17 protein-coding genes are annotated in these 15,424 nt (G+C 57.1%); 12 read left to right on the top strand and 5 right to left on the bottom strand.

Features of this window, described 5'->3' with window-relative positions:
• The first annotated feature begins 73 nt into the window (after positions 1-73).
• Complete coding sequence (locus PLUT_RS03175) at positions 74-433, top strand: DUF4160 domain-containing protein (RefSeq protein WP_238974617.1); 360 nt, start codon at positions 74-76, stop codon at positions 431-433.
• Between the two features lie 352 nt (positions 434-785).
• On the opposite strand, the gene PLUT_RS03170 is transcribed toward PLUT_RS03175, so the two are convergent.
• The 3 genes from PLUT_RS03170 to PLUT_RS03160 form a co-directional block, all read right to left on the bottom strand.
• Positions 786-1,349: a hypothetical protein gene (locus tag PLUT_RS03170; protein ID WP_041463760.1), complete on the bottom strand. Its 564-nt coding sequence runs from the start codon at positions 1,347-1,349 to the stop codon at positions 786-788.
• 154 nt (positions 1,350-1,503) lie between these two features.
• Positions 1,504-1,791, bottom strand: a complete 288-nt coding sequence (locus tag PLUT_RS03165; RefSeq protein ID WP_041463759.1) for a helix-turn-helix domain-containing protein — start codon at positions 1,789-1,791, stop codon at positions 1,504-1,506.
• A complete protein-coding gene (locus tag PLUT_RS03160; protein ID WP_011357364.1) occupies positions 1,788-2,123 on the bottom strand; it encodes a type II toxin-antitoxin system RelE/ParE family toxin in 336 nt (111 codons plus the stop codon). The genes PLUT_RS03165 and PLUT_RS03160 overlap by 4 nt, the downstream gene beginning before the upstream one ends.
• A 586-nt stretch (positions 2,124-2,709) precedes the next feature.
• On the opposite strand from PLUT_RS03160, the gene ilvN reads away from it, so the two are divergent.
• The 8 genes from ilvN (at position 2,710) to radC (ending at position 11,278) form a co-directional block, all read left to right on the top strand.
• Positions 2,710-3,186: an acetolactate synthase small subunit gene (gene ilvN / locus PLUT_RS03150; protein ID WP_011357363.1), complete on the top strand. Its 477-nt coding sequence runs from the start codon at positions 2,710-2,712 to the stop codon at positions 3,184-3,186.
• Positions 3,187-3,233: 47 nt separating this feature from the next.
• A complete protein-coding gene (gene ilvC / locus PLUT_RS03145) occupies positions 3,234-4,226 on the top strand; it encodes a ketol-acid reductoisomerase (RefSeq protein ID WP_011357362.1) in 993 nt (330 codons plus the stop codon).
• Positions 4,227-4,248: 22 nt separating this feature from the next.
• Complete coding sequence (gene leuB, locus PLUT_RS03140) at positions 4,249-5,310, top strand: 3-isopropylmalate dehydrogenase (protein WP_011357361.1); 1,062 nt, start codon at positions 4,249-4,251, stop codon at positions 5,308-5,310.
• A 28-nt stretch (positions 5,311-5,338) separates the two neighbouring features.
• Entirely contained in the window at positions 5,339-6,907 is a 1,569-nt protein-coding gene (locus PLUT_RS03135; protein WP_011357360.1) for a 2-isopropylmalate synthase, read from the top strand.
• A gap of 5 nt (positions 6,908-6,912) precedes the next feature.
• Positions 6,913-8,208 (top strand): 3-isopropylmalate dehydratase large subunit, encoded by a 1,296-nt coding sequence (locus tag PLUT_RS03130; protein ID WP_011357359.1) that lies wholly within the window; start codon positions 6,913-6,915, stop codon positions 8,206-8,208.
• 58 nt (positions 8,209-8,266) lie between these two features.
• Positions 8,267-8,839: a 3-isopropylmalate dehydratase small subunit gene (locus PLUT_RS03125; protein ID WP_011357358.1), complete on the top strand. Its 573-nt coding sequence runs from the start codon at positions 8,267-8,269 to the stop codon at positions 8,837-8,839.
• The gene (cimA, locus tag PLUT_RS03120) at positions 8,836-10,446 is read left to right on the top strand and encodes a citramalate synthase (protein WP_011357357.1); all 1,611 of its coding nucleotides are present in this window, start codon (positions 8,836-8,838) and stop codon (positions 10,444-10,446) included. The genes PLUT_RS03125 and cimA overlap by 4 nt, the downstream gene beginning before the upstream one ends.
• A gap of 160 nt (positions 10,447-10,606) precedes the next feature.
• Entirely contained in the window at positions 10,607-11,278 is a 672-nt protein-coding gene (radC, locus tag PLUT_RS03115) for a RadC family protein (protein WP_011357356.1), read from the top strand.
• 5 nt (positions 11,279-11,283) lie between these two features.
• Here the strand turns inward: radC and PLUT_RS03110 are convergent, their stop codons facing one another.
• Positions 11,284-11,553 carry a cold-shock protein gene (locus PLUT_RS03110; RefSeq protein WP_011357355.1) on the bottom strand — a complete coding sequence of 90 codons (270 nt, stop codon included), beginning with the start codon at positions 11,551-11,553 and terminating at the stop codon, positions 11,284-11,286.
• Positions 11,554-11,772: 219 nt separating this feature from the next.
• On the opposite strand from PLUT_RS03110, the gene PLUT_RS03105 reads away from it, so the two are divergent.
• The 3 genes from PLUT_RS03105 to serS all read left to right on the top strand — a co-directional run bounded on the left by PLUT_RS03105 (position 11,773) and on the right by serS (position 14,373).
• Complete coding sequence (locus PLUT_RS03105) at positions 11,773-12,504, top strand: SDR family oxidoreductase (protein WP_011357354.1); 732 nt, start codon at positions 11,773-11,775, stop codon at positions 12,502-12,504.
• A gap of 93 nt (positions 12,505-12,597) precedes the next feature.
• Entirely contained in the window at positions 12,598-13,053 is a 456-nt protein-coding gene (locus PLUT_RS03100; protein ID WP_011357353.1) for a GatB/YqeY domain-containing protein, read from the top strand.
• 27 nt (positions 13,054-13,080) lie between these two features.
• A complete protein-coding gene (gene serS / locus PLUT_RS03095) occupies positions 13,081-14,373 on the top strand; it encodes a serine--tRNA ligase (protein WP_011357352.1) in 1,293 nt (430 codons plus the stop codon).
• On the opposite strand, the gene metX is transcribed toward serS, so the two are convergent.
• Positions 14,357-15,421, bottom strand: a complete 1,065-nt coding sequence (gene metX, locus PLUT_RS03090) for a homoserine O-acetyltransferase MetX (protein ID WP_041464018.1) — start codon at positions 15,419-15,421, stop codon at positions 14,357-14,359. The two genes, serS and metX, sit on opposite strands and share 17 nt — an antisense overlap.
• Between the last annotated feature and the right edge of the window lie 3 nt (positions 15,422-15,424).

Below are 15,424 nucleotides of genomic sequence, written 5' to 3'. Positions count from 1 at the left end.
TTCATTCATATTCCGCTCATAGTGCGCCCATAGCTCATCAATACTAACGCGTGCTCCGATACCTACTATATCAATGTTTTATGGCATTCTCATCCGAATGTTCTTTCAAGACACAGCCAAGCACGATGCACCCCACATCCACGCAGAGTATCAAGGCCTACACGCTGTTTATTCGATACCGGAAGGCACGGTGCTGGCAGGAGGGTTACCGTCCAACAAGAATACACTGGTAATCGCATGGATTGAGATCCATCAAGAGGCACTGTTGGCGAAACCGGGAACTCGCAGTTCATGGACAGAAAGCATTCGCCATAAGAGGACTGGATCAATGAAGATCATAGACGTCAAAGCTAATCCGGACACAACGCTCTCCGTTATTGCTGATAACGGCTATACAGGCACATTCGACGTAAAGCCTTATTCTCAAGTATGAAGCATTTGAGGCCCTTAACAGCACAGAGGAATTTCTGTAAATCATGAATAGCGGATACTTCGTTGAATGGAGCTGTGGTGCTGACCTGTCCGCAGATACCATTGAAGCGTTCTGTGGACCGTGACCGGCAGGGTAAAGGAGTGCCTTAGCAACTCCGCGCGGCTAAACACGCAGTATCAGCTGAACCCTCGCTTCACCAGCGGCGGTTGCTCAAGCATGCCGAAGTACAGGTTGAACCCATTGACATAGACCAGTACCCGATCTTTTCTTGTGTGGGGGCTTGGTGCATCCATATCAAAGTACTTATATTAAGCGGCACCTCACCAGAGATAGCATCTCTGGTCCGACGCCCTCAACGTGTTGGGGGCGTTTCTTTTTTATACCCTCGAGCCCCGGCAACGAAATGAATGAGAATACGCTGACGCACTCCATCGGGATTCCGATACAGCAACTTCGCCAGTTCACTCTTTGTCAGCCACCGGCCATCACAAAGCTCCATAATAATCTGCTCCGTTTCATCCCGCGTTAACCTGCGACGGTTTTGAACTTGTTCTGCAATAGCCTGTATTGCAGCATTATGTTCGGACTTCCCTTCGTTATGTTCGGACTTCCCTTCGTTATGTTCGGACTTCCCCTCGTTATGCTCGGACTTCCCCTCGTTATGCAGGGAGTCACCGGTATGCGATAGCCGATACCGACTCCATCGACCATGCCCATCACGAACCAATGCATCTTTGGTGACCAACGCCTGCAAAAGCATTGTAGCATCAGCGGGATGGATATTGCAGATCTGCCGCACCCGAAGGTTATCCACCTCTCCTTCGATCTCGGCTGTAACAAGTGCCTGCACTTCGTTCGGATCGAACCAGGGAGAACCTCGGGCCAAAGAGATCCTGCAGATGTGCAAGGGAATCATCGGGAATGAGGCTTATCATCGGCAGTACCCACTGTACCCGGTCCGGCTGCCTGTACTCGCGAACCGATGGCGTCTGCCAGTGCCGGGATTTCCAGCTTTGGTGCATTTTATCGATACCCGAACCGGCCTGTTCAGCCGTTCCGTTCCTTGAAATTCAGGAAGTCAACTCAATCCTGAATTTTCTTCCGAGAACAGAAGCCGCACGGGAAAGCGTAGTGAGGGTAAGGCTTGTATCGGTGGTGTCGAGGAGGCGATTCAGTGCGGCCCGGCTGGTATGCATCTTTTTCGCCATTGAGGACTTGGTGAGGTTCTGTGCCTTCATTTCCTCAGCAATCTGCCAGGCAATGACGCGCTTGAGGGCAACTGCAGTGGTTTCGTCGAGAAGAGCCTCTTCTACAAGAAACTCGTCAAAACTGCTGCCAATGTTGTGCTTGTTCATCATGTACTCCCCATTCTGTTTTTTGCCAACTGCAGTTCAGATTTCGGCGTTGCCTGCGTTTTTTTTATGAACCCATGCAGCAACACGATCACCCCACCTTCCACCGTGAACAAAACCCTGGCAATGCGTCCATGCAGGTGGATACGCACTTCCCAAAGATCTTTCTCCATCTTTCGCACAAGCGGCATCCCCAATGGCCAACCATATTGCACGGTCTTGATATCCTCGCCGATGATTTTGCGGTCAATCGCCGGCAATTGTTTCAACCATTCGCGAACAGGTTCAGCACCGCCGTCAGTCTGATAGAATCTCACGTCCAGAGTTGGCTTATTCATCATGAAGTGTATCAATAAAAGTACTCTCCGGCAACTTATTTCTTGCCGCCCTCTGTTCTGTGGATGCAATATAAACCGGCGATATTGAGTCCGGGGGCCGAGACACTGATAAGATACGCACACGCCGAAAAGTCGCCGATGGCAGAGCAGGAGACGTGGCCAACGGGTTGGCAGGCACTACAAGACAAGCACCGGAAAAGTTGGGTAGAAAGTGGGTTGGAAAGTGGGGTAAAAATGAATGGGCTTTACTGGTACACCGCCTTATCCATTCCATGCCTGCAAGTGTTACCGGCAGCGATTCCATAGTGACGGGATCCAGCACTATCGGTGCCAGGCAATGGATCCACTGCATACAAGGATAGCTTGCAGTAAAATCATGCCGCCAACCAGCACAGTTTAAGCAAAATCCGTATATTGAATTTCATTGTCTTTAAGTGACTGTAACAATCAGGCACGACCATCGCTTGACAACCGTCACCTCCGGTATGTAGATTTTTTGTAAACAATACCCAGAGACAAGAGGAAGAATAACAAGCTAAACAAAAGCAATAAATCGACTTACCGGAACACAACCGAATAGAATTTCATGAAACATCTCATATCAGTCCTTGTCGAAAACAAGTTCGGCACCCTCAACCGGGTTGCATCCATGTTCAGCGCCCGGGGATTCAACCTTGAAAGCATCTCGATCGGCGAGACCGAAGATCCGGAGATCTCGCGCATGACCATCGTCACGCGCGGCGACGACCAGATCGTCGGCCAGGTGCTCAAGCAGCTCAACCGGCTCATCGACACCATCAAGGTGACCGACCTGACCCGGCAGCCGCATGTCGAACGCGAACTGCTGCTCATGACCATGAAGCTCAGCAAGGCCACACAGCACGAGATTTTCGAGCTGATCAACGTTTTTAAGGGAAAAGTCGTGGATATAAAACAAAAATCCATTACTATTGAGGTCATCGGTTCCCCGGATAAAGTCAATACCACCATTGATATTTTCAGGCCTTACGGCATCAGGGAGCTCGCCCGCTCGGGGGCTGTAGCCATTCACCGCGGGGAATGAACACAAGAGTATAACTGCCATTCAATCAATCAAAACCTATTGTCGAGATGAATGTTTATTATGAGCAGGATGCCGATCTCGGGCGTCTCCAGGGAAAAAATATCGCCGTCCTCGGTTACGGCAGCCAGGGCCACGCCCATGCACTGAACCTGAAGGACAGCGGCATGAACGTATGCGTCGGCCTCCGCCCTGACAGCTCATCCTGTGCAAAAGCCCGCGAGGCAGGCCTCCGCGTTGAGCCCGTCGCCGATGCCGTCAAATGGGCGGACATCGTCATGGTCCTGCTCCCCGACCAGACCCAGAAAGCCGTCTACGAAGCTGAAATCGCCCCGAACATGGTGGCAGGCAACACCCTCGCCTTCGGTCACGGCTTCAACATCCATTACAACCAGATTGTCCCCCCGGCCGACGTCGACGTGATCATGATTGCGCCGAAAAGCCCGGGCCACCTCGTGCGCCGCACCTACACCGAAGGCAACGGCGTGCCCTGCCTCATCGCCGTCCACCAGGACGCCACCGGCGAGGCCAAGAAAACCGCACTTGCCTGGGCCAAGGGCATCGGCGGCACCAAAGCCGGCGTCATCGAGACCAACTTCAAGGATGAAACCGAAACCGACCTCTTCGGCGAACAGGCCGTACTCTGCGGCGGTTCGGCAGAACTGATCAAGGCCGGGTTTGAAACCCTCGTCGAAGCGGGCTACCCCGAGGAACTCGCCTACTTCGAGTGCATGCACGAGCTGAAGCTCATCGTCGACCTTTACTATGAAGGCGGCCTCTCCAGAATGAACTACTCCGTCAGCGACACAGCCGAGTACGGCGGCATGACCCGAGGACCGCGCCTCATCACTTCCGCCGTGAAGGCCGAGATGAAGAAGGTGCTCGAAGAGGTCCAGGACGGCCGCTTCGCCCGTGAGTTCATCGACGAGTGCAACGGCGGCTACAAGAACCTCAACAGGCTCCGCGAAGAGAACAGCGGCCACGCAATCGAGAAAGTCGGCGCCAAGCTCCGCAACATGATGAGCTGGCTCGTCAGGAAATAAACCTCTCCATCACGGGAATACTATGTATAAAATCGTATCCATCCCCGGCGACGGCATCGGCCCCGAGGTCGTTGCAGGGGCTCTTGCCGTCATCCGGCAGATAACGAAAAAGCACGGCTTCGAGATCCAGGTGGAGGAGCACCCGTTCGGCGGCGCATCCTACGACCTGCACGGCAGCATGCTTACCGACGAAACCCTCAACGCCTGCCGCGACTGCGACGCAGTCCTTCTCGGCGCCGTCGGCGGACCCAAGTGGGAAAACCTTCCGCACGAGCACAAGCCTGAAGCCGCACTGCTGAAAATCCGCAGGGAGCTGGGGCTGTTCGCCAATCTCCGCCCCGCAAAAGTCTACGACGCACTTGTCGACGCATCGAGCCTGAAGGCCGATGTGGTTCGCGGCACCGACTTCATGGTGTTCCGCGAGCTGACCGGCGGCATCTACTTCGGCGAGCCGAGAGGGTTCGACGAAAAGCGTGGATGGAACACGATGGTCTATGAGAAGCACGAGGTGGAGCGTATCGCCCGCCTTGCATTCGAAGCCGCGCAGAAGCGGGGATCGAAACGCGTCATGTCGATCGACAAGGCCAATGTGCTCGAGGTATCGCAGTTCTGGCGGAACGAAGTGCACCGCGTGCACCGCGACTTCCCGGACGTCGAGCTCAGCGACATGTACGTCGACAATGCCGCCATGCAGATCGTGCGCAACCCGAAGCAGTTCGACGTCATCGTCACCGGCAACCTTTTCGGCGATATACTCAGCGACATCGCCGGCATGATAACCGGAAGCCTCGGCATGCTGCCTTCTGCCAGCATCGGCCGCGTCCACGCGCTCTATGAGCCGATCCACGGCAGCGCTCCCGACATCGCAGGAAAGAACATCGCCAACCCGATAGCCACCATCGCTTCGGTCGCCATGATGTTCGAGCACAGTTTCTGCATGGCGGACATCTCAAACGAAATCCACGCCGCCATCGAAGGCGCGCTCTCGGAGGGTCTCCGGACCGCCGACATAGCCGCCCCAGGCCAGAAATCGGTATCGACGACGGAAATGACTGAAGGAATCATCAGGCACCTCGGCGCCTGAGCTAAAGAAAGAAAGGCGGTAAGATACGGTGAAAGAGAAAATCCTGGTTTTCGATACTACTCTCCGGGACGGAGAACAATCCCCCGGAGCCTCCCTGAATGTCCAGGAAAAGGTTGAGATAGCCCGACAGCTCGAAAAGCTCGGGGTGGACATCATCGAGGCGGGTTTCCCCGCCTCATCCCCGCTCCAGTTCGAAGCGGTCGAACGCGTCAGCGCTGAATCAGGCGCAGTGGTCGCCGCTCTCTCACGGGCGGTCGAGGGTGATATTACCTCGGCCTGGAAAGCACTGCAGCATGCCCGCAAGCCCCGCATCCATACATTCATCAGCACTTCCGACATCCACATCCTCGGCAAGTTTGCAGCAGACCGCTACGGCCGGACCCTCGAGGAGAAGCGGCGCACCATCCTCAAGATGGCTGTAGACGCTGTCGCGTTCGCCAAAACCCTTGCCCCGGACATCGAGTTTTCCGCCGAAGACGCAGGAAGGACCGATCCCGGGTACCTCGCAGAAATTGTCGAGGCAGTCATCGCTGCCGGCGCAACGACGGTGAACATCCCTGACACCACCGGCTATACCTGGCCCTCGGAGTTCGGCAGGAAAATCGCCGACCTACGTTCCCGCGTAGGGAACATCGACCAGGCCGTCATCAGCGTGCACTGCCACAACGACCTCGGCCTTGCTGTCGCCAACACCCTCTCGGCCCTTGAAAACGGCGCCCGCCAGGCCGAGTGCAGCGTGAACGGCATCGGGGAGAGGGCCGGCAACGCCTCCCTTGAGGAGATCGTCATGGCACTCAAAGTCCGCAGCGACCTGCACAACTTTGAAACCGGCGTCACTACCGAAGAGATCTTCAAGACCAGCCGCATGGTCTCGTCGTTCACCGGCATCATCGTCCAGCCGAACAAGGCGATTGTCGGCGAGAACGCCTTCTCGCACGAGTCCGGCATCCATCAGGACGGCATGCTGAAAAACCGCCAGACTTACGAAGTCATGACCCCGGAATCGGTCGGCGTGCCGAAAACCAGCATCGTCCTCGGCCGCCACTCCGGCAAACACGGCCTCAAGGCCCGCCTCGAATCCCTCGGCTACGCACTCGCCGACGGCGACCTTGAATCGGTGTACCGCAGGTTCATGGAGATCGCCGACAAGAAAAAAGAGGTGTACGACGACGATCTCCGATTCCTTATGGGAGATGAGCTCTCGAGCCCCTCATCTGCCTTCACGCTTGACTACCTGCACATCAACAGCGGTACCGCCTCCATCCCTACGGCCACCGTACGGATTCTGCACCGGGACAGTGTCTTCGAAGAGTCGGCAACGGGCGACGGACCGGTCGACGCCTGCTTCAGGGCGATTGAGCGGGCACTCGGCATCACTTCAATGGTCTCGAGCTATACTGTCCGCTCCGCTACGGCAGGGCGCGAAGCGCTCGGCGAAGCGCTTGTGCGCATCAAGGACAAAAACCGCACATACAGCGGCAGGGGCGTCTCCACCGACATCATCGAAGCCAGCGCCAGAGCCTACATCCAGGCGCTCGGCCTCCGCCTTGAACACGAAGAAAACAATCATAACGAAACCACAGAGCACGGGGTTTAAGAATTATGGCACAGACAATAACCCAGAAAATCCTCTCCAGGGCAGCCAACCGCAAGTTTGTTGACGCCGGCGAAAACGTATGGCTCAACGTCGACATTCTCCTCACCCATGACGTCTGCGGCCCGCCGACCTTCGACATCTTCAACCAGGAGTTCGGTCTTGGCGCAAAAGTCTGGGACCCGGAAAAGGTCGTCGTCCTGCCGGACCATTACATTTTCACTGCCAACGAGCATGCACGGCGCAACATCGACCTGCTCCGCAAGTTCGCAGCCGAGCAGCACCTCCCCCACTACTATGATGTCGGCACCGAGCGCTACAAGGGCGTCTGCCATGTCGCTCTTGCCGAAGAAGGCTTCAACATCCCCGGCACCGTACTTTTCGGAACCGACTCGCACACCTGCACCTCGGGTGCGTTCGGCATGTTCGGCTCCGGCATAGGCAACACCGATGCGGCATTCATCCTCGGCACCGGCAAACTGTGGGAGAAAGTGCCTGAATCGATGAAGTTCACCTTTGATGGCCAAATGCCCGCCTACCTCACCGCCAAAGACCTGATTCTGCAGATCCTCGGCGACATCGGCACCGACGGGGCAACCTACCGCGCCCTTGAGTTCGACGGTGATGCCATCCACAGCCTTCCGATGGAAGAGCGCATGACACTCACCAACATGGCCATCGAGGCCGGCGGCATGAACGGCATCATCGCTGTCGACGAAATCACCGAGGCATTCGTCAAGGCACGCACCACGAAATCCTACGAGATCTTCCACAGCGACCCCGACGCGAAGTACCACAGCCTGTACCGCTACGATGCCTCGAAGCTGGAACCTGTTGTCGCCAAGCCGCACAGCCCCGACAACCGTGCCACCGTGCGGAGTGTTGCCGGAACGCCCATCACCAAGTCCTACATCGGTTCCTGCACCGGCGGCAAGCTCACCGATTTCAAGATGGCGGCACGGATCCTCAACGGCCGTAAAGTAGCGGTGACGACAAACATCGTACCGGCAACCGTCCAGGTAGCCCGTGACCTCGAGCAGGAAATGCACGAAGGAAAGACGCTGAAGCAGATATTCATGGAAGCCGGCTGCAATATCGCACTTCCCTCCTGCGCAGCCTGCCTCGGCGGCCCTGCCGACACCGTCGGGCGCTCGGTGGACCGCGACATCGTAGTCTCGACGACCAACAGGAACTTCCCCGGCCGCATGGGCAGCAAGAACGCAGAAGTCTATCTGGCTTCACCGCTCACGGCTGCGGCATCGGCAATCACCGGCAAGCTGACCGACCCGAGGGACTTCATCTGAGCCCCTAAGAAAGCCTCCGGAACACCGAACAGAACAGAACCTGAACCTGACTAACACCATGGAAAGCATCATACAGGGAAAAGCCTTCGTACTCGGCAAAAACATAGACACGGACCAGATCATCCCGGCTGAGCACCTCGTCTACAGCCTCTCTGATCCTGAAGAGGTCAAGCTGTACGGCAAATACGCCCTCTCCGGCGTTCCTCCTGCCCAATCCGGTCTGCCGGAGGGCAACATCCCCTTCGTCCGTGAAGGCAGCTTCAAGAGCGACTATACCATCATCATCGCCGCCGAGAACTTCGGCTGCGGTTCGTCGAGGGAGCACGCTCCTTTCGCCCTGCAGGTTGCCGGCGTGAAGGCGATTGTTGCCGAGTCCTATGCAAGGATCTTCTTCCGCAACTGCGTCGATGGCGGATTCGTCATCCCCTACGAAACTGCCGAACATCTTGCCGAGGTGGTCAAAACCGGTGACGAGCTCAAAATCGACATCAAGGCCAACACGCTTGAAAACCTCACTGCAGGCAAAACCTACACCCTCAACCCGCTCGGCGACGTGTTCAGCATCGTCGAGGCAGGCGGCATCTTCGCCTACGCACGGCAGGAAAACCTGATGAACAGAACCGATTCATGAAGGGCGGCACGAAAAAGATAGAACTCTACGACACAACGCTTCGCGACGGGACCCAGGGCGAACACATCAACCTCTCCGTGCAGGACAAGCTCCTTATTGCTGGACGGCTGGACGAGTTCGGCATGGACTGCATCGAAGGTGGCTGGCCAAGCAGCAACCCGAAGGACGAAGAGTTCTTCAAGCGGGCCATGGACCTGGAACTGCGCCACGCAAGGCTTGCGGCATTCGGCTCTACAGCCCGATATTCCGACCGTATCGAAACCGACCCGAACCTGCTCGGGCTTGTCGGCTGCGGTGCCCCGGTAATCACCATCTTCGGCAAGACCTGGCAGGCTCACTCGAAGACAGGACTTGGAATTTCCGACGAAGAGAACCGGGCGCTGATCAAAAACTCGGTAGCCTTCCTCCGGAATGCAGGCCGCGAAGTCTTCTTCGACGCCGAACACTTCTTCGACGGATGGAAAGACAACCGAGAGTTCGCACTCGACATGCTGAAGGCTGCTGAAGAGGGTGGAGCAAGCAGGCTTGTCCTCTGCGACACCAACGGAGGATCGCTCCCGCATGAGATCACGGCCATCATCGAGGACGTGCGCCAGCACACCGATATCGCCATCGGCATCCACTGCCACAATGACGGCGACCTTGCTGTCGCAAACTCGATTGCGGCCGTCATGGCCGGCGCCATCCATGTACAGGGCACCGTCAACGGAATCGGGGAACGGTGCGGCAACGCCAACATCATCAGCATCATTGCGAATCTCGTTCTGAAGCTGCCCGAAACCGGTGCATCGGTCAGAGACCTCACGCAATTGACCTCGCTGTCGAATTTCGTCTTTGAGATCCTCAACCTCCCTCCCGACTCGAAAGCACCCTACGTCGGCCGTTCGGCATTCGCCCATAAGGGCGGCATCCATGTCAGCGCCGTCATGAAGGAGAGCTCGCTGTATGAGCACATCGATCCGGCGCTTGTCGGCAACCGCCAGCGGGTCCTCGTTTCGGAACTTGCAGGCCAGAGCAACATCCGCTACAAGGCCCAGGAACTCGGCATCTCCATACCCGAAGGCGGCGAGCAGATAAGGAAAATCGTCAACCATGTCAAGGACCTTGAGCACCGGGGCTACCAGTTCGACGGTGCCGAGGCCTCGTTTGAACTGATCCTGCAGAAAGAGCTCGGAACCTTCACCCCCTACTTTGAAGTCATTGAAAGCAAGGTCTATGTCGAATCAGGCATCGGTGGACGCAATGTCGACCAGGCGGTCCTGAAAGTCCGGGTGGGAGAGGAGATCGAGCACATCGCCGCTGAGGGCGATGGCCCCGTCAACGCGCTCGACAAGGCGCTGCGCAAGGCGCTTATCCGGTTCTACCCCGAAATAAAGGGCATCAAGCTCGTCGACTACAAGGTCCGGGTGCTTGAAGAAAAACGAGGCACCAGCGCCAGGGTCCGCGTCCTCATCGAAACCGGCAACGGCCGGACCACATGGGGAACCGTCGGTGTATCGACCAACATCATCGAGGCAAGTCTGCGCGCCCTCGAAGACAGCATGAACTACCACCTCTTCACCCTTAAGGCAACGGAACCCAAGCCCGCCGCCGAAGAGAATCACTGAAGGCCGGCTGTCCTGCCGGCCTCAGTTTGGCACTCCCCTATTTTCTGCGTATTATCCTATTATATCCGACGTGGCCCCCCCGCAGCCGGAATCCAATCCCCCATGGCGCAAGGTCGCCGGATTACCGGGGCGTCCTCTTTCACCCCATGATCCAACAGAGATGCGCATCCACGATCTCGACCCGGAAAACCGGCCAAGGGAACGCTTTCTTTCAAGTGGCCCCTCCGCCCTCAGCAGCGCCGAACTTCTTGCTCTCGTTCTGCGTTCGGGCACCCGACACCTGAACATCGTCGACACCTGCCAGCGCATCATCGCTGAAAACGGTCTTGAACGACTCGCATCGATGACGCTCGGCGAGCTGCAGAAGACGCCGGGGATCGGGCAGGCCAAAGCCATGCAGATTGTGGCCATCTTTGAGCTCAACAACCGCCTGCACCATACCCGGAACACGAACCGGCGGGTACAGGGAGCAAAAGATGTGTTCGAGTACATGTCGGGCAGGATCCCCGATGAGACGCAGGAACACCTCTTCGTGCTCCATCTGAACACGAAAAATCAGGTCACCAAGTGCGTACGGGTAACGGTCGGCACCCTCAACGCCTCTCTCATACACCCGAGGGAAGTGTTCAAGTCAGCCATCCGTGAGAGCGCGCACGCCATCATCCTGGTCCATAACCATCCATCAGGCGACACAGAGCCGAGCAACGCCGACCGTCAGGTGACCACGCTCCTCAAACAGGCGAGCGCCGTCATCCAGATCGACCTGCTCGATCACGTCATCATAGGAAAAACCAGCTGGTTCAGTTTCAGGGAAAGCAATCTGCTCGGCTGAACGGCCTATAAGAGCGGCTCCACGGGCGGAACCGTTCCCTCTGTGAAAGCTGGAATCGATCCATCGACAGTCAGCTCACGGACGTTTTTTGCCTGCAGACCCTTCTGTGTCGTGTCGATTTCGAAATCGACATCTGCGTCTTGATTCAGGACCTTGAAGGGCTGGTCGGATTCTATTGCAGAAAAATGAACAAAAATGTCCTCCCCGCCTTCCGGGTGCAGGATGAAACCGTACCCCTTCTTTCCGTCAAACCATTTCACTTTACTTCTTGCCATAACGAGCATACTGATTTATCATTATTCAGACCGCGGCAACGCGGAATGGAGGTATGCGGTTGCGTCTTTATTTATATCCGAATATATATATTTTTTCCCCGGCTTTCCATACCATACAGACATTGTGCACCGATTATACAGATTAATCAGCAGGTTTTACACCGAAACCGAAATTCGACCATACGGAAACATATATACAACACTGAAACCACTTATAGTATGCAGCACATAATCATCATCACCGGAGCAGGAAAAGGCATCGGCCGGGCCATCGCCCTCGATTTCGCATACGCGCACCAGCGGAACCCGGAGTTCAATCCTATGCTCATTCTCGTCTCACGGACAGCGGCCGATCTTGAGCCGCTTGCCGTGCTCTGCAGGAATGCCGGAGCTGAAGCCGAAACTGCGGTGGTGGACATCGCCGACATTGCAGCGCTGGAGGGTCTGGTAGAGAGCGTCATGGAACGCCACGGCCGTATCGACTGCCTCGTCAACAACGCCGGCGTCGGCACCTTCAAACCAATCGGCGAGATCACCGAAAAAGAGTACGACAGGATGGCCGCAGTCAATATGAAAGGCACCTTCTTTCTTACCCAGAAGGTGTTCAGGCACATGCAGTGCCAGCGTTCGGGCCACCTCTTCTTCATCACCTCCGTCGCCGCAGAAAAAGCATTCCCCTCGTCCTCCGTCTACTCGATGACGAAGTTCGCGCAGAAAGGGCTCGTCGAATCGGTGCGTCTTTATGCCAGAACCTGCGGGGTCCGGGTAACGAACGTCATGCCGGGCGCTGTCCTTACTCCGATGTGGGGAGAGGTCGATGATGCTATGCGAGAGGTGATGATGATGCCCGAAGATATTTCAGGGCCGGTGGTCGATGCCTATCTTCTGCCTGCACGCACCGTGGTGGAGGAACTGGTGTTCCGCCCTGTCGCGGGCGACATCAATGAATGAGGAATGGAAATAGAATCGGCAGCATCTGGGAAAGCTCCGGTTTTTGCCTTATTTTCTTCAACTTACCGCCAACAGACTAGACACCATACGACCATGAGCCTGAAAGAACAGATAGACGCCGACCTGAAAGCCTCCATGAAAAGCGGGGACAAGACCCGGCTGAACGCCATCCGCTCCATCCGGGCCACACTGCTTGAAAAGGAGGTCTCCATACGGGTCGGCGGTAAAGCCGAACTCAGCCTGGACCAGGAGATGGATGTGCTCTCGAGCCTCGCAAAAAGACGCCGCGACGCCATGGAGCAGTTCACCCAGGGCGGAAGGCCGGATTTGGCAGAAAACGAGCAGGCGGAGCTGAAGGTCATTGAAGAGTACCTGCCCGCACCGGCCAGCCAGGAGGAGATCGAGGCCGTGGTCCGTGAGGTCATCACAAAATCAGGCGCCGCCTCGATGAAAGACATGGGACGGGTCATGGGTGAGTCCATGAAAGCCCTCAAGGGCAAGGCCGACGGCACGGCGGTCCAGCAGGCGGTCAAAGCGCTCCTCTCCTAATTACCACTTTCAGATACCATACCGATCATGCTCGACATCAACTATATACGCCAGAACCCGGAAGAGGTCGCTACAATGCTGCATGACCGGCAGCTCCAGGGGGATGAACCGAAACTTCAGAGGCTGCTCTTTATCGATACGGAACGCAGGACTCTGGTGCAGAAGACCGACGAGCTGAAAGCGCTCCGGAACACCCGGTCGAAAGAGATCGCCGAACTCAAGAAAAGCGGCAGCGGTTCAGCCGACCAGTTGATTGCGGACATGCAGGCTGTCGGAGAGGAGATTGCCGGGCTCGACAGCAGGCTCTCAGCCCTCAACATGGAGATGGAGGAGATCCTCCTTGCCCTCCCGAACCGCCTCGACCCCTCCGTGCCTGTCGGCCGGACGGCCGAAGACAACCTGGTCTTCGGCGAGCCGGTGCACTTCCCGCACCCGCTGGAGTTCGATGTGAAAAACCATCTCGAGCTTGGAAAGGCGCTCGGCATCCTTGATTTTGAGCGCGGCGCGAAAGTCACCGGAGCCGGCTTCCCCGTCTATGTAGGCAAAGGTGCCCGGCTGGAACGGGCGCTCATCAACTTCATGCTGGACCGCCACACTGAAGAGCATGGCTACACCGAAGTGTTTCCGCCCTTTCTGGTGAACCGCGACTCGCTTCGGGGTACAGGCCAGTGGCCGAAGTTCGCCGATCAGGTCTACCACATGGAAGAGGATGAGCTGTATGCCATCCCCACCGCGGAAGTACCCGTCACGAATCTCCACCGCGACGAAATGCTCTCCGCCGAAGCCCTCCCTATCTCCTACGCAGCCTATTCGGCCTGCTTCCGACGTGAAGCAGGCAGCTATGGCAAGGACACCAGAGGGTTTCTCAGGGTCCACCAGTTCAACAAGGTGGAGATGGTGAAGTTCACCCGGCCCGAAGAGTCCTACGCGGCACTTGAAACCATCCGCGGCCACGCCGAAGCAATTCTTTGTGCGCTGGAAATACCCTACCGGGTGCTCCTGCTCTGCAGCGGGGACATCAGCGCCAATGCGGCGAAGTGCTATGACATTGAAGTATGGTCGCCGGCCGAAAGGAAGTACCTTGAAGCATCGAGCTGCTCGAACTTCGAGGATTACCAGGCCCGGCGCGCCAACATCCGCTTCAAGGCGGACGGGAAGTCAAAACCTGAATTCGTGCATACCCTGAACGGCTCAGGCCTTGCGACATCGCGGCTCATGGTCTCCATCATCGAGCACTACCAGACTCTGGAGGGCGGCATCCGGGTGCCCGAGGTGCTCGTGCCCTACACAGGGTTCAGCCAAATCAGCCCTTCCTGCTGATTGCCTGGAGAAAGTCGCGCACCATCCGGCTTACCCGTTCGACATCGATCAGGAAAGCATCATGGCCGTAAGGTTCGTCGAGGTAAAGGATTTTTGAATTCGGAAGCAGGCAGGCAAGCTCCTGCTGCTCCGATTTCGGATAGAGCACATCCGAATCGATGGAAAGAATCTCGACGGGCTGGGTCATCGCGCACACCGCCTCCTCGTAACCGCTCCTCCCCCGTCCCAGGTCATGCATGTCCATGGCCCGGGTCAGGGTGATGTAGGTGTTGGCGTCAAACCGCTCGACAAGCCTCCCTCCCTGATGGTGCATATAGCTGACCGCCTTGAAGGTGCCGTCTTCCTGCCGCTGCCTTCCGAACTTCTCCTCGAAGTTCCGGAAGCTCCTGTAGGTGCACATGGCCATCATACGCGCAGCCCCGAGCCCCCTTGCCGGCGGGGCGTCTTCTTCATACCACCCGTCTTTCCAGAGCGCGTCGGCCATGATGGCCTGCCGCTGGGCTTCGCTCTGGGCGATGCACCATGCCGAATGCCGCCCTGAAATCCCCATCGGCATGAGCGCAAGTGCAACCTCCGGATAGAGCGCCCCCCACTCAAGCACCTGCATACCGCCGAGCGAGGCCCCGACAACAAGCTTCACGCGCTCAATGCCAAGATGCCGGAGCAGGTGCCGCTCTACGTGGACCATGTCGCGGATGGTGATCAAGGGGAAATCGGGACCGTAGTGACGTCCGGTCGCGGGATTGGGAGAGAGAGGCCCGGTGGTGCCGTAGCAGCTGCCGAGCACGTTGCTGCAGATGATGAAGTCCCGGGTTGCGTCAAAGCCGCATCCCTCGCCAAACAGACCTCCCCACCACTGGTCGGCGTCAGCCGAGCCTGTCAGTGCATGGCAGATGAGGATAACGTTGTCGCGGGCCTCGTTGAGGGTCCCCCAGGTGCGGTAGGCCACCTCCACGGAAGGGAGCGTGGCGCCAAGCTCTGTCTGGAAGGGTTCGGTGAAGGAGTAATGCTTCGTATCGGGCGAAATAAGTTCGTTGATGGGTTTCATGCC

Source organism: Pelodictyon luteolum DSM 273 (assembly GCF_000012485.1).
GTDB classification, from domain to species: domain Bacteria; phylum Bacteroidota; class Chlorobiia; order Chlorobiales; family Chlorobiaceae; genus Chlorobium; species Chlorobium luteolum.
This window is presented reverse-complemented; position numbering and strand designations above follow the sequence as displayed.